The organism is Halomonas citrativorans, assembly GCF_900163645.1.
Taxonomy (GTDB): Bacteria; Pseudomonadota; Gammaproteobacteria; order Pseudomonadales; family Halomonadaceae; genus Vreelandella; species Vreelandella citrativorans.
This window is the reverse complement of record NZ_FUKM01000048.1, coordinates 108,963-129,752: the sequence shown is the minus strand read 5'-3', so window position 1 is coordinate 129,752 and position 20,790 is coordinate 108,963. Positions and strand designations below refer to the sequence as shown.

The window sequence follows — 20,790 nt, the reverse complement described above, 5'->3', positions numbered from 1 at the left end:
CACTAGGATTCTTTAGGCCGCTCGCCCAATGGTGCATTGGGAATCAGCGGGCGCTCGCCCACTTCAAGCGAGATATCGATGCGCTCGCCGCCACGAACAATGGTGATAGGCAGCGTTGTGCCGGGTGGGATGGAGGCAATATTGCTCATCGTAGTGCGAGCGTCCAGCACGGTTTGACCGTTAACCGAGAGCAAGATGTCGCCAGGCTCTAGCCCCGCCTTGTCTGCTGGGCCTCCACTCGACACACCCGCAATAATAACTCCCTGAGGTGTACGTAGCCCAAACGAGGCAGCGAGTTCGCGTGAAAGCGCTTGCGCTTCAATTCCCAGCCAGCCACGTATCACCCGCCCCTGAGTCACTAGCTCATCCAGAACGCTGTGCGCCAGGTTGGCCGGGATCGCAAAGCCGATGCCTTGCGAGCCGCCAGAGCGCGAGAAAATCGCTGTATTGATGCCCACCAAGGCACCTTCGGGGTTGATCAGTGCGCCGCCTGAGTTGCCCGGATTAATCGCCGCGTCCGTTTGAATAAAATCTTCATAGGCATTTAAGCCTAAATGGTTGCGGCCGGTCGCACTGATGATGCCCATGGTAACGGTTTGCCCTACACCAAACGGATTGCCAATGGCTAGCGCAACATCCCCAATGGCCACATCCGCCGAGTCGGCTATTTCGATGACCGGAAGATCCTCAAGGTCGATACGCAATACGGCCAAGTCGCTTTCGGGGTCAGTGCCAATGACCTCGGCGAGTACCTCGCGCCCATCGCGTAGTGCTACCTGAATCTCGTCAGCGCCATTTATAACGTGATGGTTGGTTAGTACATAGCCATCGTGACTGATAATAACCCCTGAGCCGAGGCTGGATAGCATGCGCTGGTGGGCTGTGGCATCGTCACCGCTGAAAAACTGCTGGAAAAAAGGGTCGGACATCAGTGGGTGCTGGTCACGCTCGACAATACGTGATGAGTAGATGTTAACGACGGCAGGTGCTGCTTGGCTGACCGCGCTTGAATAGCTGGCAGGCCCTTGGTCACGCGAAAGCGGAGCGGCCTGACGGATTTCGGGCGCCGGGCGGCTGCTAACCTGATCACTGACATTCACCAAGGGGGATGCGGGCGCTTGTGATGTCGTGGAGGGCGCGCGGGTAAAGGGGTTGGGCAGCGTGTCCGGGAACGCAAATAATAGCAGGGCAGCCAATAATACCCCGGTCAAAATAGGCCATAAATAAGGCAGCACAAAGCGGTGCATGCAAAAATTCCTCAGCGGGTAGTGGTCTTGTCAAACGCGAGGTTCGCGATAATACGAAGCGAGTTTTACTATGGCATTATGGTAACACTTTCTGATGCTCATCCTCATGATAGTCGACGAATCATTAAAGGAGCCCTTGTGACTCATCGCGATCAAATCGTAGCTGCTTGCGACCATCAGCTGCGTGCTTCAACGTTTAAGGACTTTACGATCAATGGCCTGCAAATCGCTGGGCGGCCGGATATTAAGCGCGTAATGAGCGGGGTCACTGCGTGCCAGGCGTTGCTGGATGAAGCTGTCGCTTGGCAGGCCGACATGCTTTTGGTTCATCACGGCTACTTCTGGAAAAATGAGCCAGTGGCCATTACGGGCATGAAGCATCAGCGTATAAAAACGCTGATTAACCACGATATCAATTTGCTTGCCTATCATCTTCCGCTTGATGCCCATAGCGAGATGGGTAATAACGCAGAGCTTGCCAGGCGATTGGGCTGGCGGGTAGAAGGTTGCCTGGATGGTGAGTTGGGTGAGGGGCTGTTGTGGTCGGGGCGCTTGGCTCAAGCGCAAAGCGTGGCCGCGCTGGCAGAGCAAATTGCGAATGTCTTGCAACGTGCGCCTTTGGTGATTGAGGCGCCGAACGTGGAGAATATTGAGCGGATTGCTTGGTGTACGGGGGGCGCGCAAGACATGATTACGGCTGCTTTTGAAGCAGGTGCACAGGTGTTTGTGTCAGGTGAGGTTTCTGAACGTACTACCCATTTGGCACGCGAGCTGGGTATTCACTACATTGCTGCGGGTCATCATGCAACCGAGCGCTATGGGGTGCAGGCGCTGGGTGAATGGCTGGCCGATGAGTACGATATTGAACACCGTTTTGTCGATATCGATAACCCCGTCTGACCTTTTGGCGACGGGGTCGAAAATTACCGGTAACGGGCGATGGCGTGAGGCGCTGGCTTAATAGCGAGGCGGTTGAGGCGTATTGGAGTTATCGCCTTTTAAGCCAAAATTTTCTGACAGCGTGCCATTTTTACCATCCGCATAGTCACGAGGGGTGGCCAAGCTGCTCTCTGAATCAGGCCCTGTGGGTGTGGCGGCTTGATGTTGCGCTGGCTGCTGCCGCTCTTTGATGACCGCAGGCGTGTTACTGCCCAAATGCCACTGCTGTGCATCCTCTATGATTTTCTGCTCAAGCTGGTCGGCCTCGGCGCGAATGCACTTCAAATGCTCGAAGACACCTTCTAAATGGCCTCCCATGCCTTTTTTAAGCTCGGCGATTTGATGTTCTCGTTCCAGCACTGTTTGGCGTAAAGACGCGTTATGACGCTCTCCTTTACTAAACAGACGATAGCATCCCAAGCCGAGGATGAAGCCAATAATAATGCCAACGATGGCAAAGGTATAAGGCGAGCTTGCTTCCACAGTTTTCTCCCTGATACTTGGAGCGCCCCGTCACGCTTGAGTGGACGGTTTGCGAACGAATCAAGCCTCATTATAGGCGTCGATTGGCAGGTTAGGTCAATCCAACCATGCGCTTAGACGTTGTACAGCGTATAATCCCTGCTTTTTGAAGGCGGCTGGTCGGGTCTAGAGTGTCGTCGTAATACGCATTGGAGCGAGTAAATGTCAGCTACTTCTGCAAGCCAAAAGGCAGGTCCGTCATCTCGGCCAACGCCCATGGAGCGCTATCGTGCAGATCTACTGCGCGAGGACTTTCAGCATGATGCGGCGCAGGAGTTAGCGGTCGAGCATTTGCAGCGCCTTTATGACGATCTAATGGCGACGCCTACCACGGTTTCCAAGGCCGTACTGGCACATGGCGGGTTGAAGGCCAAAATGAAAGGCCTGTTCGGTAAAGCCTCATCGTCAAACGAACCGACGTTGCCCCAGGTGCAGGGCCTCTATTTCTGGGGCGGTGTAGGGCGTGGTAAAACCTATCTGGTTGATAATTTTTTTGAGTCGCTGCCATTTCCTGAAAAGATGCGCACCCATTTTCATCGTTTCATGCAGCGGGTTCATAACGAGTTAACCCACTATAAGGGTGAGAAGAACCCTCTCACGCTGATTGCCGGTAAATTTGCCTCAGAGGCTCGTGTTATCTGCTTTGATGAGTTCTTCGTCAAGGATATTACGGACGCCATGATTCTGGCCAACCTGCTTGAAGCGCTGTTCGAGCGGGGCGTTGTGCTGGTGGCAACGTCCAATATCGTGCCGGATGACCTGTACAAGGATGGCCTGCAGCGGGCGCGCTTTCTCCCTGCCATCGATCTGGTCAAGCGTCACTGTGAGGTAGTCAATGTTGATTCCGGGGTCGACTACCGGCTGCGCGCCTTGGAGCGCGCGGAGATATTTCACTCGCCGCTGGATGGGGCGGCCGAGCAGGAGCTTGCGCGTAGCTTCCGCGAGATTGCCGGCCACGAGGGTGAGGCAAACGCGCCGCTGGAAATTAATCACCGTGTGCTGAAAGCACGCAGGCTGCATGAAAATGTGGCGTGGTTTGAATTTCTGGAGCTCTGCGATGGGCCGCGTAGCCAGAATGACTATATTGAATTAGCGCGTAGCTTCAATACGGTGCTTGTGTCGAATGTGAAGCGGATGGAAGCCAAGCATGACGATCAGGCGCGCCGCTTTATCAATATGGTCGATGAGTTTTATGATCGCGGGGTAAAGCTATTAATGTCAGCAGAGGTGCCGGTAGAAGAGCTTTATAGTGACGGTAAGCTAACCTTTGAGTTTCAGCGTACGCTGTCGCGCCTTCAGGAAATGCAGTCGCGCGAATATTTGGCGCTGCCCCATAAGCCGTGATGAGGTTTATGGCCCGGTCGGTAAGAAAAGCCACGATTAGGGCTTAACTTGTCCAGCGCCATACTGTAGAATGCCGCCTCGCTACATGTTGTCAGGCTAAGCTTGGCAACCAAAAAAAATAGGGAAGGTGCTTCACTGCTTGACGGTGTTAGCCACCCAACACACTTAATCTGGTGATTTCATCCATGAAGACGTTCAGTGCTAAGCCGCAGTCCGTCCAGCGCGACTGGTATGTTGTCGACGCTACGGACAAAACGCTCGGTCGTCTGGCAACCGAGATTGCTCGCCGCCTGCGTGGCAAGCATAAGCCCGAATTTACTCCTCACGTTGATACTGGCGACTACATCGTTGTCATCAACGCTGAAAAAGTCCAAGTGACTGGCAACAAGGCGAAGGCTAAAACCTATTATCGCCACACCGGTTACCCGGGCGGCCTGCGTACCATGACATTCGACAAAATGCTTGATCATGCGCCCGAGCGCATCATTGAGTTTGCCGTTAAAGGCATGTTGCCGAAAGGTCCGTTGGGTCGTGCCATGTATACCAAGTTAAAAGTGTACGCCGGTGCCGAGCATCCGCATGCTGCCCAACAGCCGCTTGAACTGAACCTCTGAGGAAATCTTCGCCATGACACAGCAGTATTACGGTACCGGGCGCCGCAAGACTTCCACCGCTCGCGTGTTTATGAAGCCGGGCTCTGGCAAAATTACCGTTAACAACCAAGATCTCGACCTGTATTTCGGTCGCGTTACTGGTCGTATGGTAGTTCGTCAGCCGCTTGAATTGACTGAAACCCTGAGCCAGTTCGATATTTTTGTAACTGTCGCTGGTGGCGGTGGTTCTTCTCAGGCTGGCGCTATCCGTCACGGCATTACTCGTGCCCTGATGAACTACAACGAAGACCTGCGTCCTACGCTGCGTGCCGCTGGCTACGTAACGCGTGACGCGCGTCAAGTTGAGCGTAAGAAAGTCGGCCTGCGCAAAGCACGTCGTCGTCCGCAGTTCTCCAAGCGTTAATTTTCAACGCTTATGCGGCAAAACGCCCAGGCCATCGGCCTGGGCGTTTTTTATTGTAAAATCAAAAAGCGTAATGCATTAACACCATGTTAGTTTGGCGGTCCTGGAACAGCATGACGGCTATCAAAGATATCCGACTATTTATCGTATAGCATTCGTAGATTCGTTCTTGTGCACATCGGGTGACCACACATCACGCTAATGGGAGAGGCCTTGCATGACAGAGCGCGGCATCAATAAAGGTCGACGACGTTTCCTTGTTGGCGCTACCTCCGTTATAGGAGCGGTTGGCATGGTCGGCGTGGCCGTCCCCTTTGTGGCCTCGTGGCAACCCAGTGCAAGGGCGCGAGCGGCGGCGGCGCCGGTTCAAGCTGATATATCCAAGCTGCATCCTGGTCAGCGTATGACCGTTGAGTGGCGGGGTAGACCCGTATGGATTATTCGACGAACGCCTGAAATGATAGCGCGCACTGAAACCGTGGCGACAGAGCGCTTGGCAGACCCTGATTCAAATCACCCTCAGCAACCTGCCTATGTACAAGGAGCGCTTCGCTCGATTAAGCCAGAAGTGGGGGTGTTGATTGGCCTCTGCACGCATTTTGGCTGTTCGCCACTGTATCGGCCTGAGCCAGACGCGCAGGCGGATAGTAATGATGACTGGTCAGGTGGTTTTTTTTGCCCGTGCCATGGTTCGCGTTTTGATTTGGCGGGGCGCGTATATACCGGTATGCCTGCACCGACGAATCTAGAAGTGCCCCCTTATCATTATCTTAACGATACTATTATCGTGGTGGGCGAAGATAAGGAGGCTGTTTGATGGCGGCGCCCGAGAAGCCAGGCGGTTTGCTGGGCTGGCTGGATGCCCGGTTTCCAGTAAGCAGGCTATGGCGCGACCACCTGGCCAACTACTACGTACCTAAAAACCTTAATATCTGGTACATCTTTGGATCGCTTGCGCTACTGGTGCTGGTCAACCAGCTGTTGACCGGCATCTGGTTAACCATGAGCTATCGTCCTTCTCCTGAAGAGGCGTTTGCGTCCATCGAGTATATAATGCGCGACGTTGAGTGGGGCTGGTTGATCCGTTATCTCCATACAACGGGCGCATCCGCTCTGTTTATTGTTGTTTATCTACACATGTTTAGGGGGCTTTTGTACGGTTCTTATAAAGCGCCGCGTGAGCTTGTGTGGGTGTTCGGTATGGCGCTGTATTTGATTCTGATGGCCGAAGCGTTTATGGGATATTTGCTGCCGTGGGGGCAAATGTCCTATTGGGGGGCGCAGGTAATTACTTCATTTTTTTCAGCTGTTCCAAGTATCGGCCCCGGGCTTGCCGAGTGGGTGCGCGGCGATTATGTGGTGTCAGGGGCTACCTTGAATCGTTTTTTCGCGCTGCATGTCATTGCACTGCCGCTGGTGATTCTTGGGCTGGTGGTGCTGCATATTGTAGCGCTGCATGAGGTGGGGTCGAATAACCCTGATGGTATTGAAATTAACGCGTTGAAGGATGATGCAGGCAAGCCGGTAGATGGTATTCCCTTTCATCCCTACTATACCGTTAAAGATCTGGTTGGCGTGGCCATCTTTCTCTTCGTTTTTTGTGGCGTTGTGTTTTACTTCCCGGAAGGCGGCGGTTTTTTTATTGAGCAGCCGAACTTTGCGCCGGCTGATCCGCTTAATACGCCCGACCATATTGCGCCTGTTTGGTACTTCACGCCTTTCTATGCCATTTTACGGGGAGTGAATTTCTCGCTGTTGGGTCTGGATGCTCGTTTTTTAGGCGTTGTTTTTATGGGTGGCGCTATTGCAGTGTTGTTCGTTTTGCCGTGGTTGGACCGTAGCCCGGTGCGATCCATGCGCTATAAAGGCTGGATGTCGAAGCTGATGCTGGCCGTATTTATTGCAAGCTTTGTCGCGTTGGGCGTGTTGGGTGTGTTGCCGCCTACCCCTGTTCGGACACGATTGGCGCAACTATTTACCGTGTTGTACTTTGCGTATTTTTTATTGATGCCGCTCTACACCCGGTTGGAAAAAAACAGGCCCGTGCCGAAAAGGGTGACTGGCTAATGAAACAATATGTAATGGCTCTGTTTTTATGGCTATTGCCGATGACCGCTATGGCGCAAGAAGAAGCACGTAACGTGACGTCAATGTCGCCCGATTTGCAAGATAGTGCGTCTCTTCAAAATGGTCTCAAGCTTTATGTTAACTACTGTCTTGGGTGTCATACGCTGAGTTATCAGCGATTTTCGCGCACTGCGGACGACTTGGGTATTCCTGAGGCGTTGATGAAGGATAGTGTTATGTTCTCATCAAGCCTTTCGTTTAACGATGCTATGCATAATGCGCTAAGCGACGGCGATGCCGCGCAATGGTGGGGTGCTGCACCGCCAGATTTATCCCTAACGACACGTTTGCGTGGGGTCGATTGGGTGTACAGCTTTCTGTTGGGGTTCTACAGAGATCCCGCGCGCCCTACAGGCGTCAATAATACAGTCTATGAGTCGGTGGCAATGCCGAATGTGCTTGAGCCTCTTCAAGGTGTGCAAGAGCTCGACTGTCGTCAGGCTCGGCCTTTAGCACTTGGCGGAGGAGGGCGATGTCAGCAATTAAGCGTGACAGCGCCTGGAGAGCTATCGCCCGACGCGTTTGAAAAAGCCGTATACGATATTACCAATTTTTTAGCCTATGTTGGCGAGCCTTCTAGGCTGAAGGCGCAGAATATTGGGCCTAAAGTTTTGTTTTTTATATTTGTTTTTAGCGTATTTGCTTACTTGCTTAAGCGTGAATATTGGAAAGATGTCCGTTAGCGTCGGATGCTAAAAACAGAGTTGAGCCATCGTGTAAATCACATGGCGGTTGCGTTGATGTTAAGCGGTAACCCAAAACAGGCTGCCTTACCATAAGGTGGCTCTGGCGTGTTATTATCCATAATTGTTTTAATGCGAGGATGCTTTCATGGGTGTTGTGGCCAAGCGGTCGTCGATGATTTTTTACTCAGGTAGTGATGATCATTTTAGTCATCGTGTGCGCATTGTTCTGGCTGAGAAGGGGGTGGCTGTTGATGTTGTTGATGTTAACGAAGAGCAGCCGCCCGAAGATTTAGCAGACCTCAACCCGTACAACAGTGTGCCCACGTTGTTGGATCGTGATTTAGTACTCTATGAGTCAAAAGTCATGATGGAGTATTTGGATGAGCGTTTCCCGCATCCACCGTTACTCCCTGTTTACCCTGTGGCCCGTGCGCAAAGCCGTCTTTGGATGCACCGCATTGAGCGAGAGTGGTGCCCCATGGTCGACCAGATCCGTAGCGGTGGGAAGAAAGAGGCGGACAAGGCGCGTAAAGAGCTGCGTGAAAGCCTGATTGGTATTTCACCGATCTTTGAAGATATGCCTTTCTTTATGAGCGAAGAGTTCACTCTGGTGGACTGCTGTCTCGCGCCGATCTTGTGGCGTTTGCCAGATCTTAATATTGAGCTGCCTGAAAAGCAGGTTAAGCCACTTTTAAGCTATATGTCGCGAGTGTTTGAGCGGGAAGCGTTCAAAGCATCTTTGAGTGAGCGCGAAAAAGAGATGCGTACTTGAATTTACATGACCCCATCGCCCTATAAGGGTTGGGGTCTTACTTGTCAGGAGGAGGGAGTCTTATGAAGTCGAGTCGCCCCTATCTCGCCCGAGCGCTCTATGAGTGGTTGCTGGATAATGAACTAACCCCTTACCTGGTCGTTGATGCGACGCAGGCCGGGGTCGAAGTACCGCGCCAGTTTGTACAAAATGGCCAGATTGTGTTGAACGTGGCGCCAACAGCCGTGCGTGATTTGTTTATGGAGAATCAGGCGATTGGCTTTAACGCACGTTTTGGCGGTCAGCCCATGCAGGTGATGGTGCCCATTCCTGCGTTGATTGCTATTTATGCCCGTGAAAATGGTGTGGGCATGGTGTTTGGTCACGAGCCTGAGCTTGCTGAAGAGGGAGATGAAGAGGAGCAGTTTGATGAGGCGCCTGATTCACCTTCCAAGCCTGAGTTGACGGTGACAGAGCCTGTTTCTGGCGGCAGCCTTGAAGATGCTTCTGAAGCGTCTTCGAAGTCCAAGAAAAAGCCAACGCTGCGCGTCGTAAAATAGCGCCAGTGCTCTCTGGTCGGACTATAAAAGGTCAGGTCATAAAAAACCTCGCATAGTGACTATGCGAGGTTTTTTTATAGGGCAAAGAGCCAGTTAATCGATGTATTCGAATACTTTGACAATGCGCTGAATACCGCCAACGGAGGAGGTTGCAGCAACGATTCGATCAGACTCTTCGTGAGAGACCGAGCCCATCAAGTAAACATTGGCATTTTCAGTGGTCACTTTGATCTTGGAGGAGTCGATGCGATCGTTGGTGGCGAGTGTGCTTACAACGTTGGTTGTTATCCATGTGTCGGTTAAGCGCTGGGTGGTGGGCAGATTGCCCGCAATGGTGAGCTCGTTGTGCACCTGATTAACACCACGAAGATTTTGCACAACATTGCCCGCTTTCGTGCGTAGTTCTTCGCTGGGGACCTGACCTACCAATAATAATGCACCGTTATAGCTGTGCGTACGAATGCGGGCGTCGGCCAGTCGAGCATCGGCTTGGTCCAGCGCGCGCTTGGATTCGCGCTCAATGGTCGCATCAACCGCTTTAACGTCCTTGCTGAGCTGCCCATAGTTAGAGGGGTTGGAAGCACTGTTCGTGGCGCAGCCGCTGATCAGGGCAGCGGCTACTAGTGTCGCAACTAATAACGGACGAGAGAGAAAGCGCAGGGCCATGTTGGATGACTCCTTATTTTAATGAAAATAATGAGAGGTTAGGTACTGCCCCGTTAGGCAGTGCTGCCGAATAACTGTTCATCAATAAGGTCACATAAACAGTGAATGACCAGTAGGTGGACCTCCTGGATTCTTGCTGTTGACGTGGCAGGGACGCGAATCTCGCAATCATCCTGACCCAGTAGGGAAGCCATGTTGCCTCCATCTCGCCCGGTTAATGCCACAACCGTCATTTCACGGTCGTGAGCTGCCTGGATTGCCTGTACGACATTGGTCGAATTTCCGCTGGTAGAGATCGCCAGCAACACGTCGCCAGGCTGACCCAGGGCGCGTATCTGTTTGGAAAATACTTCGTTATAGCTGTAGTCGTTGGCAATGGATGTCAGCGTTGATGTATCGGTAGTTAACGCAAGGGCAGGCAAGCTTGGCCGTTCCCGCTCAAACCGATTGAGCAGTTCAGAAGAGAAGTGTTGGCTGTCGCCTGCACTGCCTCCATTGCCGCATGCCAGAATCTTTCCCTCGTTCACCAGGCATTGAACCATCATTTGACTGGCGACTTCGATAAAGGGGGGGAGTACTTCGCTTGCATAGGTTTTGGTGTCTATGCTGGCGTTAAAGTGGTCAAGAATGCGCGATTGAAAGTCCATTAGGGCTTCCTGGTTAAAATAGAATTAATAGGCATCAAAAGCCGCTTTCTCCCAGTGGAACTCGAGAGTGGGCGGAGCGCCCGTAATGGCAAGAATATCAAAGCGGCAAGGCGATGTAAGGCCGAAATTGCCAAGATATAGCTGAGCGGCCCGAATTAGGCGCTTTCTTTTTGTCGGCGTGATGGTTTCCAGGGGGTGTCCGTATCGCGTAGTCACCCGATGCTTGACTTCAACAAACACCAGTGTGTCACCGTCGCGCATCACCAGATCAAGCTCGCCACCCTTTACGTGATGATTTTGGGTAACGAGCGTAAGACCCCTTTGCTGTAACCATTGAGCAGCTAACTGCTCAATGGCTGCGCCGCGTTTACGGGCGGTTTGGGCGTTATTTGCCATTATTGACCGGGGATTAAAATGGGCGCCGGAACACCGTTTTGAAACTTCGCCCAGGGGAGTTCGCGATATATGCGGCCGTCACCCGTCAGGTAGAGCGTTCCTGTGCTGCCGCGTAAGCCATTTAGCGCTGAAATATCTGAAAGCTCGGTCGCAATTTCATAGGCATCTACGCCCATGGCCATTAGGCGGAACATGGAGGCGTCAGACTCTTCGCTCAAGCGCTGGTAAGTAGCGTAGAACGGGAGCACTTCTTCACCACCGACGGCGGCGTCAGGAATTTGCCATGGAATATCCATAAACATGACGTCGTCAAGATCCTGGTCACGACGCGCTTGTAGATGCCCTTCATGCAGGTGGGAAGTGGCATAAATAGGCAGGTTGGGCGCGTAGTAGTAATCCATGGTGGGCGGGACTTGGCGAGCGTAATCAGGCAGGGCCAATAGGAACAAGGCATCAATATTGCCCAGTTGAGCACGTTCGCCACTCACGTTTAAGGCTGTCTGCACGGCATTGGTGACCGCGTTATCGGGGTTATAGCGTACCGCCGTCGTCACTTCGCCACCCTGGCCGTGAAACTCATTCCAGAATGCTTCGCCTACTCGGCGTCCCCAATCATTATCCGGCACCATTACCGACATCTGGCGATGCCCGTCCTGGTATGCGCGGCGTGCTGCCTGGCGTGCCTCATCTTCAGCGGAAAGGCCGTACTGGAAAAGACCCGCAGCACGGTTCTGTTCGCCGCTTCCATAGTTCAGCGCAAGGGTGGGGAGCGGCACGCTATTGCGTTGCTCGAGTTGACTAACCTCGTCTTTGGCAAGCGGGCCGATAATCAGTTGTGCGTTCATCTGCTCTGCACGGCTATAAATTTCATCCATCGAATATTGTGACGCGTCGATGAAGCTGAGCTGTACATTGTCGCCGCGAATCTCGTGATGGCGACGCATGGCGGTCGATAAAGTATTGGCGACGCTGCTAAGCGGGCCTGATTCGGGCAGGGCCACAATGATGCGGCTTATGTCCTGACCTTCAAGGCTTGGTAGTGTCAGTTGTTCCATGTCGGGTTCATCAAGCGCGGTACGAGCCCAGCGCTGGCGCTCTGTCAGCGTTTCGCGTTGATCATCCTGAATGGGCAAGTCGTCGTTGAGCACTTGCGTGGCACGCAGCACGGCGCGTGGATCATCCATGCCACGCGCTAATTCAGAGAAAAGCAGTGCCCAGCGAACGCGATCCGTGTCTGAAAGCCTGACTTCATCAATCGTATCGGCTGTCTCAAAAGCACGTTGCCGCTGCCCTTGTTGGGCAAAAATGGTAGCTGCTTCGAGACGAGTTTTAGCCGCTTGATCCGGGGCCTGCTGTTCTGCCTGATTGAGCAAACGGCCCGCTTCCTGATCGTCCGCGCGGTCGACCACGCTGGGCAATTGCATCGCACAGCCGGTCATAAGAAGTGCCAAGAGGCCTGTGGCGAGTACGCCACGCAGAGACTGTTTCATGTATCCTTCCTTAGTTTTCATTTGCGCTGTCGCCGCATGTCAGTAAGTAAGTTGGCATAGCACAAGCATAGCGCACCGTCAGAGCAAGCCATTAACAAATCGGGAGTCACGATGACACACCACAATCCGGGCACATTGTACGTGGTTGCCACCCCAATTGGGAATTTGGACGATCTATCGCCGCGTGCAGCTCGGGTATTAGCGGAAGTATCGCGCATCGCGGCAGAGGATACGCGTCATAGCGCCCGCTTATTGGCGCATTTGGGGGTTAGTACACCCATGCTGTCGCTTCATGAACATAATGAAGCGCGCAGAGTGGATACCCTGGATGCTTATTTGGAAGCGGGCGAAAGTATTGCATTGATTAGCGATGCTGGAACGCCGCTTATTTGTGACCCAGGGTTTGTGCTGGTGAGAGAGCTGCGCGTGCGTGGCCGCCATGTGGTGGCGTTGCCCGGGCCTTGTGCCTTTGTGACGGCGCTTTCTGGGGCGGGTCTGCCGACTGACCGCTTTACGTTTTGCGGTTTTTTACCCGCCAAGCCAGGCCCGCGCCGCCAAGCGCTGGAGCAGTGGCAAACTCGGGAAGAAACGCTGGTATTTTACGAATCCCCACACCGCATTGTGCATACCCTGGAGGCGCTGCGCGACCAAATGCCCGAGCGTAGCGTGGTATTGGCCAGGGAGTTGACTAAAACGTTTGAGACCTTTCTTCAGGGCACGCCGGAAGCACTACTGGTTCAACTAACAGAAGACCCCAACCAGGCAAGAGGCGAGTTTGTGGTGATGGTGGCAGGTGCCCCGCCCGTCACTCAAAGCGAGCATCAGAATATTGGTGCAGATGCGTTGATGAAAGTGCTGCTGGATGAGGGCGTAGGTGTCAAGCAAGGAGCAGCGATAGTGGCTCGAATACTGGGCGGTCGCAAGCAAGAGTGGTATGCAAGATTACAGGCAATTAAAACCGAGCATTGAGGCGAAGCGAGGGCGCTGGTATGCTTGCCGCCGGAGTTGGCCAGACAGTCGCCGCTAACCCATCTTTTTGATGGGCTGGGGGAGGAAAGTCCGGGCTCCATAGGGCAGAGTGCCAGGTAACGCCTGGGCGGCGTAAGCCGACGGAAAGTGCAGCAGAGAGTAGACCGCCTAAGCCTCTTGAAATAAACCTCAAAGGGCCGGTAAGGGTGAAAGGGTGCGGTAAGAGCGCACCGCGCGCCTGGCAACAGTGCGTGGCATGGTAAACCCCACTCGGAGCAAGACCAAATAGGGACCCAAAGGCGTGGCCCGCGCTGGGTCCGGGTAGGTTGCTTGAGCGCTGTGGTGACGCAGCGCCTAGAGGAATGACTGTCCACGACAGAACCCGGCTTATCGGCCGACTCCCCATTTCCATAAGGGGCCCGCAGTAGCGAGCCCCTTTAATTTTTTGTGTGAGAGTAACATGCCTTCTCCTGACGCTGACCAGGTCGTTTCACCGTTTCGCCATACCAGCGTATTACTGGAAGGGGCGGTTGATACCCTTGTACATACTCCTGACGGTATTTATTTAGACGGCACCTTTGGTCGTGGCGGTCATTCACGGTTAATCCTGTCTCGCCTTGGCGACCAAGGGCGCCTGATGGCCATGGACCGCGATCCTCAGGCCATTGCCGCCGCCGCTGAAATCGATGATTCGCGTTTTCAAATTACCCAGCGTGAATTTGCTCACTTGGCCGACTATGCGCGTGAGCAGGGTGTGTTTGGCAAGCTGTCTGGCGTGTTGTTGGATATAGGTGTTTCTTCGCCGCAGTTGGATGACCCCGAGCGTGGGTTTAGCTTTATGCGCAATGGTCCGCTGGATATGCGTATGGACCCGACGCAAGGCGAAAGTGCAGCCACATTTTTAGCTCGTGCTAAAGAGGCGGATATCGCTCACGTGTTTAAAGCCTACGGTGAAGAGCGCTATGCAAAGCGCTTGGCCCGTGCAGTGGTCGAGCGGCGTGTTGAAACGCCGTTTACGCATACGGTCGACCTGGCCGAGGTGTTGAAAAAAGCCCATCCTGCTTGGGAAAAGGGGCGGCATCCTGCGACCAAAGCATTTCAAGGGTTACGAATTTATCTAAATGGTGAACTAGATCAACTTGATGCTGCCTTAGACGCAGCCCTTGAAGCGCTGGCGCCCGGTGGTCATCTTGTGGTTATCAGTTTCCACTCGCTAGAAGACCGCCGTGTAAAACGCTTTATACGTCATTATGTCCGTGGCGATTCGCATCTACCGCGTGGTATGCCTATCCGTGATGATCAGTTAAACCGCCGTCTTGAAGCGTTGGGCAAAGGCGTACGTCCTAGTGATGAAGAGGTAGTCGGCAATCCACGTGCGCGCAGCGCCGTTATGCGGGCTGCCCGAAAACGAGTATAACCATGAGCATGGATCGGATTGAGCGTTGGAGCTCAACGCTACGCACCGAATGGCCCTTTAAACTACGTTTTCGCACGTGGCCGCTGGTCATTTGCCTGCTTTTTTTTGCCTGCATTGTTAGTGGGTTAGCCACCGTTGTTGTTACTCATTTAACGCGCGTTCAGTATGCTCAGCTGCAACAGCTTGAGCAGGAGAAAAATCAGCTGCAGACCGAATGGGGGCAGTTGCTTTTGGAAGAGGGCGCTTGGTCGACACCCGCTCGTATTGAGCAAATTTCGACGGAGCGCTTGGATATGCGTATTCCTGATGTGCACGATGTTGAGGTGATACGACCATGAGAGGCGAACGTCGGGGAGGGATGCCCCGTCATCTACCTGTTGCCCCCCCGTTAGGTAACGGTCGTTTTTACTTTATATTGATCGTATTTTGTGTAGTGGCATGCATCCTTATTGGGCGCATCACACTGCTACAGGTGATTGACCGACCCTTTCTACAGAGCCAGGGAGATGCGCGAACACTTCGCCATGAAGCCATCCCTGCGCACCGCGGCATGATCACGGATCGAAACGGTGAGCCACTTGCGATCTCAACACCGGTTGTTACGCTGTGGGCCAATCCTCAAGAGCTACCCGAAGATGGTATTCAGCGCGTAATGCTGGCGCAGGCGCTAGGCATGTCGCCGGATGACTTTGAGGCACGGGTCGAGCTTTATAGCAGCCGTGAGTTTATGTATCTTCGCCGCCAGATGACGCCACAAGCGGCCCAGCGGATTCTGGATTTACGCACGCCCGGCGTGTATCCCCAGCGCGAGTACAAGCGTTACTACCCTGCTGGCGAGGTCGCCGCACAGATACTTGGCGTGACCAATGTAGATGATATGGGGCAGGAGGGGTTGGAGCTCTCTTATCAACCTTTCCTGGCCGGTCATCCTGGCCAGCGCCGCGTGATTAAAGATCGCCGTGGGCGTTTGGTGCGCGAGTTAGGCGTCATACGTGAAGCGCAGCCAGGCGGTGACTTGGTGCTTTCAATTGATCAGCGTATTCAATATATGGCGTACCGGGAGCTTCGAGCGGCGGTGGCTAAGCATGAAGCCGATGGTGGCGTGCTTGTAATGATGGATGCCCGCACCGGCGAGGTGTTGGCGATGGCTAACCTGCCTTCTTATAACCCTAATAATCGTACCGGGCTTGATCCACGTGGGTTGCGCAACCAGGCGCTGGTTGATGTGTTTGAGCCAGGCTCTGTTATGAAACCACTGGCCATGGCTGCCATTCTTGAAAGCGGCATTGTTGATCGCGATGCCGTTGTGAATACATCGCCTGGCTGGATGCGTCTCGATCAATTTACCATCCGTGACTTTCGCGATTATGGCGAGTTAACGCTTGCAGGTATTTTGGAGCACTCATCCAACGTGGGCATGTCTCGTTTAGCGCTGCAGTTAAGCGATACGGCTATCTGGGAAAAATATAACCAATTAGGGCTGGGTCAATCGCCTGGGACGGGCTTTCCAGGGGAGACAACCGGTAGTCTTCCGGCCCCGGTGCGCTGGTCGCGTAGTGAGCGGGCAGCGCTCTCTTACGGCTATGGCCTGTCTGTCTCGGCTGTTCAATTAGCCAGTGCTTTTACCGCACTGGCTAATGGTGGCATGCGCTTACCGCCTTCATTATTACGCCTTTCTGAACCGCCCCAAGGGCTGCCTGCCATTGAGCCCGCCGTTGCCAATGATTTGCTGAATATTCTGGAGACATCCGTTGCCGCCTATACCGGTGGTCGGCGCGCACGCGTTGAAGGTTATCGTGTGGGAGGCAAAACCGGTACCGTGCGTAAGTCCGGGCAGGGCGGTTATACCACGGATGCTTATCGCAGCGTATTTGCAGGCATTGCGCCTATTTCCGACCCGCGTATTGTAACCGTGGTGATGATTGATCACCCTAAAGCGGGTGAGTTTTATGGCGGTGCAGTGGCCGCTCCGGTCTTTTCAAGCGTGACAGGCAACGCATTGCGCTTGTTGGACGTACCGCCAGACCATGAAGTTGACGAGTAAGAATGGCTAAGGAGATGGCATGACGTTGGCTCCCACCGATGTATGGAGCGCGCTGAGCAAAGTATGGCCGGGTGCTTCGTTTGAGCAGCCGCTACCCGAACTACCCGCGTCTTTATGTCTGACCACCGATTCACGCGCGCTGGAAGTCGGCGATATATTTGTAGCTGTTCCAGGTAGTCAGCGTGACGGGCGCGATTTTATTACCGTAGTGCTTGAGCAGGGCGCTTCGCTGGTGCTGGCGCATACCAAGGAGCGCCATGCTACCTGGGATGGGCGTGTGCTCTACTTGCCACACCTGGCTGTCCGCTTGGGAGAGTTGGGTAAGCAACTTTTTAATGTTCCGGATGACCTTGAGGTTATTGGCGTCACCGGTACCAATGGTAAAAGCTCTGTTACTCATTACATTGCAGAACTTAGCGAAGCGCTGGGTATTCCGGCGGGTGTTGTAGGAACGCTGGGTGTAGGCCGCCCAGGCCAGCTAGTGGATACCGGGCTCACCACGCCGGGGCCATTAGCCTTGCAGGCGGCGTTTGGAGAGCTGGCGCTTCAGGGCATTAAGCGAGTAGCGCTTGAGGTTTCCTCCCATGCCCTTGATCAACATCGTTTAAATGCTGCCAACATAAAGGTGGGCGTGTTTACCAACCTAACGCGAGATCATCTTGATTATCATGGCAGCATGGCGGCTTATGCAGCGGCCAAGGCGAAGCTATTCAGACGTAGCGAGCTTGAGCTTGCAGTGGTTAATGCCGATGATCCTCTGGCGCGATTGATGCTGGCTGGTTGTGATCAAAGCGTGCGCGTATTGGCGGTCGGTCAGGGTGAGGCCGTAACGCTACGGGTGATGGACGTTCAGACAAGCGAAACAGGCCAGCAAGCGCTTATTGCCACGCCCGAAGGCGAACGCATGTTAGTGCTGGGTCTGGTCGGGCGCTTCAACCTGGATAATGTGTTGTTGGCCATGGCGACGCTTTATGGATGGGGCCATTCGATTAACTCACTTTTTGAGGCTGCCGCTGCACTTGCCCCGGTGCCTGGCCGTATGGCGCTTTATCACGCAAAAGGCATGCCGGGCGTGGTGATTGACTATGCCCACACTCCCGATGCATTACACAATGCGCTCACAGCGCTGCGCGCCCATTTAAGTAAGGCGGGCAAGCTGTGGTGTGTGTTTGGCTGTGGCGGTGAGCGCGACACAGGCAAGCGCGCAGAAATGGCAAAAGCGGCTGAGGCGCTGGCTGATGTGGTAGTAGTGACCGACGATAATCCACGGGGGGAGTCAGCAGAGCAGATTCGTCAGCACATTATCGCCGGTCTCGCCTCAACGGCAACACTGCTCGAAATAGCGGACCGTCGCCACGCGATTAGCCAGGTGATTCAACAGGCAGCTCAAAACGATGTGATTCTGGTTGCTGGGAAAGGCCACGAGGCCTATCAGGAGATCAACGGCGTTCGCCACGCTTATAACGATGAAGATGAAGTCATGAAGGCGTTTGCATTGCGGGGTAGTGCACAATGAACTGGACACTGGCCGATGCCGCCAGAGTGCTGGGAGTTACAGTGCCAGCCGGCGATGCATCGCGCGCATTTACGTCCATTGTGACGGACACTCGGCAGATTGTTCCTGGTTGCTTATTCATCGCGCTCAAAGGGCCGCGGTTCGATGGTCATGATTTTATCGAACAGGCCCGCGAAAAAGGCGCGGCGGCAGCACTGGTTGAGGCTACGGTTGAAAGTGCACTGACTCAGCTGGCATGCCCTGATACGCGCCTTGGGCTTGGGCTTTTAGCTGGGGCGTGGCGTCGTCAGTGCGCTATCCCGTTAGTCGGTATCACGGGGAATAGTGGCAAAACGACGGTTAAGGAGATGACGGCTGCGCTGTTATCGCCGCTGGGTAACGTGTTGGCCACGGAAGCCAATCTTAATAACGATATTGGTGTACCCCTCACGCTTTTACGCTTAGCGCCCGAGCATCAAGCAGGCGTGATTGAGTTAGGCGCAAATCACTTGGGCGAAATCGCCTGGTCCAGTCGATTAACCGTACCGGATGTGGCGGTGATTACCAACGTAACGGGCGCACATGTTGGCGAATTTGGAGGCATGGGTCATATTGCCCAAGCCAAAAGCGAGCTGCTGAATGGCCTAAGCGAACAGGGCATCGCGGTGCTCAATCGTGAAGATCGTTACTACCCCTTTTGGGCTGCCTGTGCGTCGCCGCGCCGTGTGATCAGTTTTGGGTTTGATAGTACCGCGGATGTTCATGCCTCGGCGCTTTCCTGTGACTCTCAGGGGCGGTATGCTTTCACGCTTGTTCAACATGGCAAACCGTTGGGTGATGTGCAGCTTGCCATGCCAGGTAAGCACAACGTTAGCAATGCGCTGGCCGCGGCTGCGGCCGCATTAGCGATAGGCGTAACGCCCACGGATGTGATTGAAGGTCTGCAGACCCTGCGCGCGTTGAAAGGAAGGCTAAGTATCGTTTCGGGGCTTAACGGTGCCACGCTGTTAGACGATACGTATAATGCCAACCCTGGGGCGGTCAACGCCGCTATGGAGACGTTAATGCGTTTCCCCGCGCCACGTTGGTGCGCACTGGGCGCCATGGGTGAGCTGGGAGACGAAACGGAAAAACTGCACGCTGAAGTAGGCCGTTACGCGGCTGAGCTTGGCATCGACGGGCTGTTGACGTTGGGTGATAACGCGCGTCCAGCTTGTGACGCCTTTGGTCGCGGGCAGCATTTTGACGACCACGAGACGCTAGTGCGTCATGTCATTAATACTTTGCCGCCCAATGCCACGTTGTTGGTTAAAGGGTCGCGTAGCGCTGGTATGGAAAAGATCATTACTGCGCTGCGCTCGGATGAAATAAGGTAAACGTCGTTCATGTTACTTTACTTGGCAAATTTTTTAGCTCAATACTATACGGGCTTCCAGGTTTTTAACTATCTCACCCTGCGTGTCATTCTTGCCGCGTTAACGTCACTAATGCTTTGCCTTTGGCTAGGGCCGTGGGTCATTCGACGACTCGTGGAAGGCCAGATAGGCCAGGCTGTGCGTGATGATGGCCCGCAGTCACATCTTTCAAAAGCGGGCACCCCCACTATGGGAGGGGTGATGATCCTGCTGGCCATCGGCATCAGCACCATCATATGGGGTGATTTAACCAACCGCTACGTATGGGTGGTATTGGCCGTTACGCTGGGCTTCGGCGCGATAGGCTGGGTCGATGATTACCGGAAAGTGGTAGAAAAGAACCCGCGTGGTCTGCCTGCACGCTGGAAATACTTTTGGCAGTCGGTGGTAGGCCTTGGCGCTGCGTTAGTGCTGTTTTTCACCGCAACCACGCCCGTTGAAACCAGCTTGTTGGTTCCGTTATTTAAAGACGTCGCACTGCCGCTTGGCGTGTTCTATATCGTATTAACCTACCTGGTGATTGTGGGTAGTTCTAACGCCGTGAATTTAACCGACGGCCTGGATGGCTTGGCCATTATGCCGACCGTGCTGGTGGCGATGGGATTGTCTGTATTTGCCTACGCTAGCGGTAATGCAGTCTTCGCCAACTATCTGCATATCCCGTTTATAAACGGCACCGGTGAACTGGCTATTTTCTGCGCCACGATTGCGGGTGCGGGTCTCGGCTTTTTATGGTTTAACACTTACCCCGCCCAGGTGTTTATGGGAGATGTAGGTGCGCTTGCTTTAGGGGCTGCGTTGGGGGTTGTGGCGGTTATCGTTCGCCAGGAGATCGTCCTGTTTATTATGGGTGGTATCTTCGTGGTGGAGACGTTGTCGGTGATCCTGCAAGTCGGGTCTTACAAATTGACGGGGCGGCGTATTTTCCGTATGGCGCCGCTGCATCACCACTTCGAGTTAAAAGGTTGGCCTGAGCCGCGCGTTATTGTGCGCTTCTGGATCATTACCGTTGTGCTGGTGCTGTTGGGCCTCGCGACGCTCAAGGTTCGTTAATCGGT

The 20,790-nt window shown here is 53.9% G+C and carries 22 protein-coding genes and 1 other RNA gene; 17 read left to right on the top strand and 6 right to left on the bottom strand.

Annotation, left to right across the window (positions count from 1 at the left end; translation table 11 throughout):
• Nucleotides 1-2 precede the first annotated feature (2 nt).
• Nucleotides 3-1,247, bottom strand: a complete 1,245-nt coding sequence (locus tag CZ787_RS11790; RefSeq protein ID WP_087109399.1) for a S1C family serine protease — start codon at nt 1,245-1,247, stop codon at nt 3-5.
• A 138-nt stretch (nt 1,248-1,385) separates the two neighbouring features.
• On the opposite strand from CZ787_RS11790, the gene CZ787_RS11785 reads away from it, so the two are divergent.
• Nucleotides 1,386-2,147: a Nif3-like dinuclear metal center hexameric protein gene (locus tag CZ787_RS11785; protein WP_087109397.1), complete on the top strand. Its 762-nt coding sequence runs from the start codon at nt 1,386-1,388 to the stop codon at nt 2,145-2,147.
• Nucleotides 2,148-2,204: 57 nt separating this feature from the next.
• On the opposite strand, the gene CZ787_RS11780 is transcribed toward CZ787_RS11785, so the two are convergent.
• Nucleotides 2,205-2,669: a ZapG family protein gene (locus CZ787_RS11780; RefSeq protein ID WP_087109395.1), complete on the bottom strand. Its 465-nt coding sequence runs from the start codon at nt 2,667-2,669 to the stop codon at nt 2,205-2,207.
• A gap of 201 nt (nt 2,670-2,870) precedes the next feature.
• On the opposite strand from CZ787_RS11780, the gene zapE reads away from it, so the two are divergent.
• The 8 genes from zapE (at nt 2,871) to CZ787_RS11740 (ending at nt 9,193) form a co-directional block, all read left to right on the top strand.
• Nucleotides 2,871-4,052 carry a cell division protein ZapE gene (gene zapE / locus CZ787_RS11775; RefSeq protein WP_087109393.1) on the top strand — a complete coding sequence of 394 codons (1,182 nt, stop codon included), beginning with the start codon at nt 2,871-2,873 and terminating at the stop codon, nt 4,050-4,052.
• 185 nt (nt 4,053-4,237) lie between these two features.
• Nucleotides 4,238-4,666: a 50S ribosomal protein L13 gene (gene rplM, locus CZ787_RS11770; RefSeq protein ID WP_087109391.1), complete on the top strand. Its 429-nt coding sequence runs from the start codon at nt 4,238-4,240 to the stop codon at nt 4,664-4,666.
• 13 nt (nt 4,667-4,679) lie between these two features.
• On the top strand, nt 4,680-5,069 hold the full coding sequence (rpsI, locus tag CZ787_RS11765; RefSeq protein ID WP_087109389.1) for a 30S ribosomal protein S9: 390 nt from the start codon (nt 4,680-4,682) through the stop codon (nt 5,067-5,069).
• Between the two features lie 217 nt (nt 5,070-5,286).
• On the top strand, nt 5,287-5,886 hold the full coding sequence (gene petA / locus CZ787_RS11760; protein ID WP_087109387.1) for a ubiquinol-cytochrome c reductase iron-sulfur subunit: 600 nt from the start codon (nt 5,287-5,289) through the stop codon (nt 5,884-5,886).
• The gene (locus CZ787_RS11755; protein ID WP_087109384.1) at nt 5,886-7,136 is read left to right on the top strand and encodes a cytochrome b; all 1,251 of its coding nucleotides are present in this window, start codon (nt 5,886-5,888) and stop codon (nt 7,134-7,136) included. The genes petA and CZ787_RS11755 overlap by 1 nt, the downstream gene beginning before the upstream one ends.
• The gene (locus CZ787_RS11750) at nt 7,136-7,879 is read left to right on the top strand and encodes a cytochrome c1 (protein ID WP_087109382.1); all 744 of its coding nucleotides are present in this window, start codon (nt 7,136-7,138) and stop codon (nt 7,877-7,879) included. Before CZ787_RS11755 ends, CZ787_RS11750 begins: the two co-directional genes overlap by 1 nt.
• Nucleotides 7,880-8,027: 148 nt before the next feature.
• Nucleotides 8,028-8,654: a stringent starvation protein SspA gene (gene sspA, locus CZ787_RS11745; RefSeq protein ID WP_087109380.1), complete on the top strand. Its 627-nt coding sequence runs from the start codon at nt 8,028-8,030 to the stop codon at nt 8,652-8,654.
• 62 nt (nt 8,655-8,716) lie between these two features.
• Nucleotides 8,717-9,193, top strand: coding sequence for a ClpXP protease specificity-enhancing factor (locus tag CZ787_RS11740; protein WP_087109378.1), 477 nt, complete (start codon nt 8,717-8,719; stop codon nt 9,191-9,193).
• A gap of 93 nt (nt 9,194-9,286) precedes the next feature.
• Here the strand turns inward: CZ787_RS11740 and CZ787_RS11735 are convergent, their stop codons facing one another.
• The 4 genes from CZ787_RS11735 to CZ787_RS11720 are packed head-to-tail and all read right to left on the bottom strand — an operon-like array spanning nt 9,287 to nt 12,392.
• The gene (locus CZ787_RS11735; protein ID WP_087109376.1) at nt 9,287-9,859 is read right to left on the bottom strand and encodes a BON domain-containing protein; all 573 of its coding nucleotides are present in this window, start codon (nt 9,857-9,859) and stop codon (nt 9,287-9,289) included.
• Nucleotides 9,860-9,912: 53 nt separating this feature from the next.
• Nucleotides 9,913-10,506 (bottom strand): phosphoheptose isomerase, encoded by a 594-nt coding sequence (locus tag CZ787_RS11730; protein WP_087109374.1) that lies wholly within the window; start codon nt 10,504-10,506, stop codon nt 9,913-9,915.
• A 24-nt stretch (nt 10,507-10,530) separates the two neighbouring features.
• Entirely contained in the window at nt 10,531-10,902 is a 372-nt protein-coding gene (locus tag CZ787_RS11725; RefSeq protein ID WP_087109372.1) for a YraN family protein, read from the bottom strand.
• Nucleotides 10,902-12,392: a penicillin-binding protein activator gene (locus tag CZ787_RS11720; protein ID WP_087109370.1), complete on the bottom strand. Its 1,491-nt coding sequence runs from the start codon at nt 12,390-12,392 to the stop codon at nt 10,902-10,904. Before CZ787_RS11720 ends, CZ787_RS11725 begins: the two co-directional genes overlap by 1 nt.
• Nucleotides 12,393-12,503: 111 nt before the next feature.
• Here CZ787_RS11720 and rsmI point away from each other — a divergent pair, with 111 nt between their 5' ends.
• From rsmI to mraY, 8 genes are all read left to right on the top strand, one after another.
• Nucleotides 12,504-13,361, top strand: coding sequence for a 16S rRNA (cytidine(1402)-2'-O)-methyltransferase (rsmI, locus tag CZ787_RS11715; RefSeq protein WP_087109368.1), 858 nt, complete (start codon nt 12,504-12,506; stop codon nt 13,359-13,361).
• Between the two features lie 32 nt (nt 13,362-13,393).
• An RNA gene (gene rnpB, locus CZ787_RS11710) (RNase P RNA component class A) lies at nt 13,394-13,767 on the top strand.
• A 54-nt stretch (nt 13,768-13,821) separates the two neighbouring features.
• Entirely contained in the window at nt 13,822-14,778 is a 957-nt protein-coding gene (rsmH, locus tag CZ787_RS11705; RefSeq protein ID WP_087109366.1) for a 16S rRNA (cytosine(1402)-N(4))-methyltransferase RsmH, read from the top strand.
• A gap of 2 nt (nt 14,779-14,780) precedes the next feature.
• Nucleotides 14,781-15,116, top strand: coding sequence for a cell division protein FtsL (gene ftsL, locus CZ787_RS11700; protein ID WP_087109364.1), 336 nt, complete (start codon nt 14,781-14,783; stop codon nt 15,114-15,116).
• Complete coding sequence (locus tag CZ787_RS11695; RefSeq protein ID WP_087109362.1) at nt 15,113-16,822, top strand: peptidoglycan D,D-transpeptidase FtsI family protein; 1,710 nt, start codon at nt 15,113-15,115, stop codon at nt 16,820-16,822. Before ftsL ends, CZ787_RS11695 begins: the two co-directional genes overlap by 4 nt.
• Before the next feature lie 19 nt (nt 16,823-16,841).
• Nucleotides 16,842-18,338 carry a UDP-N-acetylmuramoyl-L-alanyl-D-glutamate--2,6-diaminopimelate ligase gene (locus CZ787_RS11690; protein WP_087109360.1) on the top strand — a complete coding sequence of 499 codons (1,497 nt, stop codon included), beginning with the start codon at nt 16,842-16,844 and terminating at the stop codon, nt 18,336-18,338.
• The gene (locus tag CZ787_RS11685) at nt 18,335-19,693 is read left to right on the top strand and encodes a UDP-N-acetylmuramoyl-tripeptide--D-alanyl-D-alanine ligase (RefSeq protein ID WP_087109358.1); all 1,359 of its coding nucleotides are present in this window, start codon (nt 18,335-18,337) and stop codon (nt 19,691-19,693) included. The genes CZ787_RS11690 and CZ787_RS11685 overlap by 4 nt, the downstream gene beginning before the upstream one ends.
• 9 nt (nt 19,694-19,702) lie before the next feature.
• Complete coding sequence (mraY, locus tag CZ787_RS11680; RefSeq protein WP_087109356.1) at nt 19,703-20,785, top strand: phospho-N-acetylmuramoyl-pentapeptide-transferase; 1,083 nt, start codon at nt 19,703-19,705, stop codon at nt 20,783-20,785.
• Nucleotides 20,786-20,790: the final 5 nt, after the last annotated feature.

Bases quoted from the DNA above. Each gene is read 5' to 3' on its own strand.
- CZ787_RS11790 (WP_087109399.1), bottom strand. From the start codon at position 1,247: ATGCACCGCTTTGTGCTGCCTTATTTATGGCCTATTTTGACCGGGGTA.
- zapE (WP_087109393.1), top strand. From the start codon at position 2,871: ATGTCAGCTACTTCTGCAAGCCAAAAGGCAGGTCCGTCATCTCGGCCA.
- rplM (WP_087109391.1), top strand. From the start codon at position 4,238: ATGAAGACGTTCAGTGCTAAGCCGCAGTCCGTCCAGCGCGACTGGTAT.
- rpsI (WP_087109389.1), top strand. From the start codon at position 4,680: ATGACACAGCAGTATTACGGTACCGGGCGCCGCAAGACTTCCACCGCT.
- petA (WP_087109387.1), top strand. From the start codon at position 5,287: ATGACAGAGCGCGGCATCAATAAAGGTCGACGACGTTTCCTTGTTGGC.
- CZ787_RS11755 (WP_087109384.1), top strand. From the start codon at position 5,886: ATGGCGGCGCCCGAGAAGCCAGGCGGTTTGCTGGGCTGGCTGGATGCC.
- CZ787_RS11750 (WP_087109382.1), top strand. From the start codon at position 7,136: ATGAAACAATATGTAATGGCTCTGTTTTTATGGCTATTGCCGATGACC.
- sspA (WP_087109380.1), top strand. From the start codon at position 8,028: ATGGGTGTTGTGGCCAAGCGGTCGTCGATGATTTTTTACTCAGGTAGT.
- CZ787_RS11740 (WP_087109378.1), top strand. From the start codon at position 8,717: ATGAAGTCGAGTCGCCCCTATCTCGCCCGAGCGCTCTATGAGTGGTTG.
- CZ787_RS11735 (WP_087109376.1), bottom strand. From the start codon at position 9,859: ATGGCCCTGCGCTTTCTCTCTCGTCCGTTATTAGTTGCGACACTAGTA.
- CZ787_RS11730 (WP_087109374.1), bottom strand. From the start codon at position 10,506: ATGGACTTTCAATCGCGCATTCTTGACCACTTTAACGCCAGCATAGAC.
- CZ787_RS11725 (WP_087109372.1), bottom strand. From the start codon at position 10,902: ATGGCAAATAACGCCCAAACCGCCCGTAAACGCGGCGCAGCCATTGAG.
- CZ787_RS11720 (WP_087109370.1), bottom strand. From the start codon at position 12,392: ATGAAACAGTCTCTGCGTGGCGTACTCGCCACAGGCCTCTTGGCACTT.
- rsmI (WP_087109368.1), top strand. From the start codon at position 12,504: ATGACACACCACAATCCGGGCACATTGTACGTGGTTGCCACCCCAATT.
- rsmH (WP_087109366.1), top strand. From the start codon at position 13,822: ATGCCTTCTCCTGACGCTGACCAGGTCGTTTCACCGTTTCGCCATACC.
- ftsL (WP_087109364.1), top strand. From the start codon at position 14,781: ATGAGCATGGATCGGATTGAGCGTTGGAGCTCAACGCTACGCACCGAA.
- CZ787_RS11695 (WP_087109362.1), top strand. From the start codon at position 15,113: ATGAGAGGCGAACGTCGGGGAGGGATGCCCCGTCATCTACCTGTTGCC.
- CZ787_RS11690 (WP_087109360.1), top strand. From the start codon at position 16,842: ATGACGTTGGCTCCCACCGATGTATGGAGCGCGCTGAGCAAAGTATGG.
- CZ787_RS11685 (WP_087109358.1), top strand. From the start codon at position 18,335: ATGAACTGGACACTGGCCGATGCCGCCAGAGTGCTGGGAGTTACAGTG.
- mraY (WP_087109356.1), top strand. From the start codon at position 19,703: ATGTTACTTTACTTGGCAAATTTTTTAGCTCAATACTATACGGGCTTC.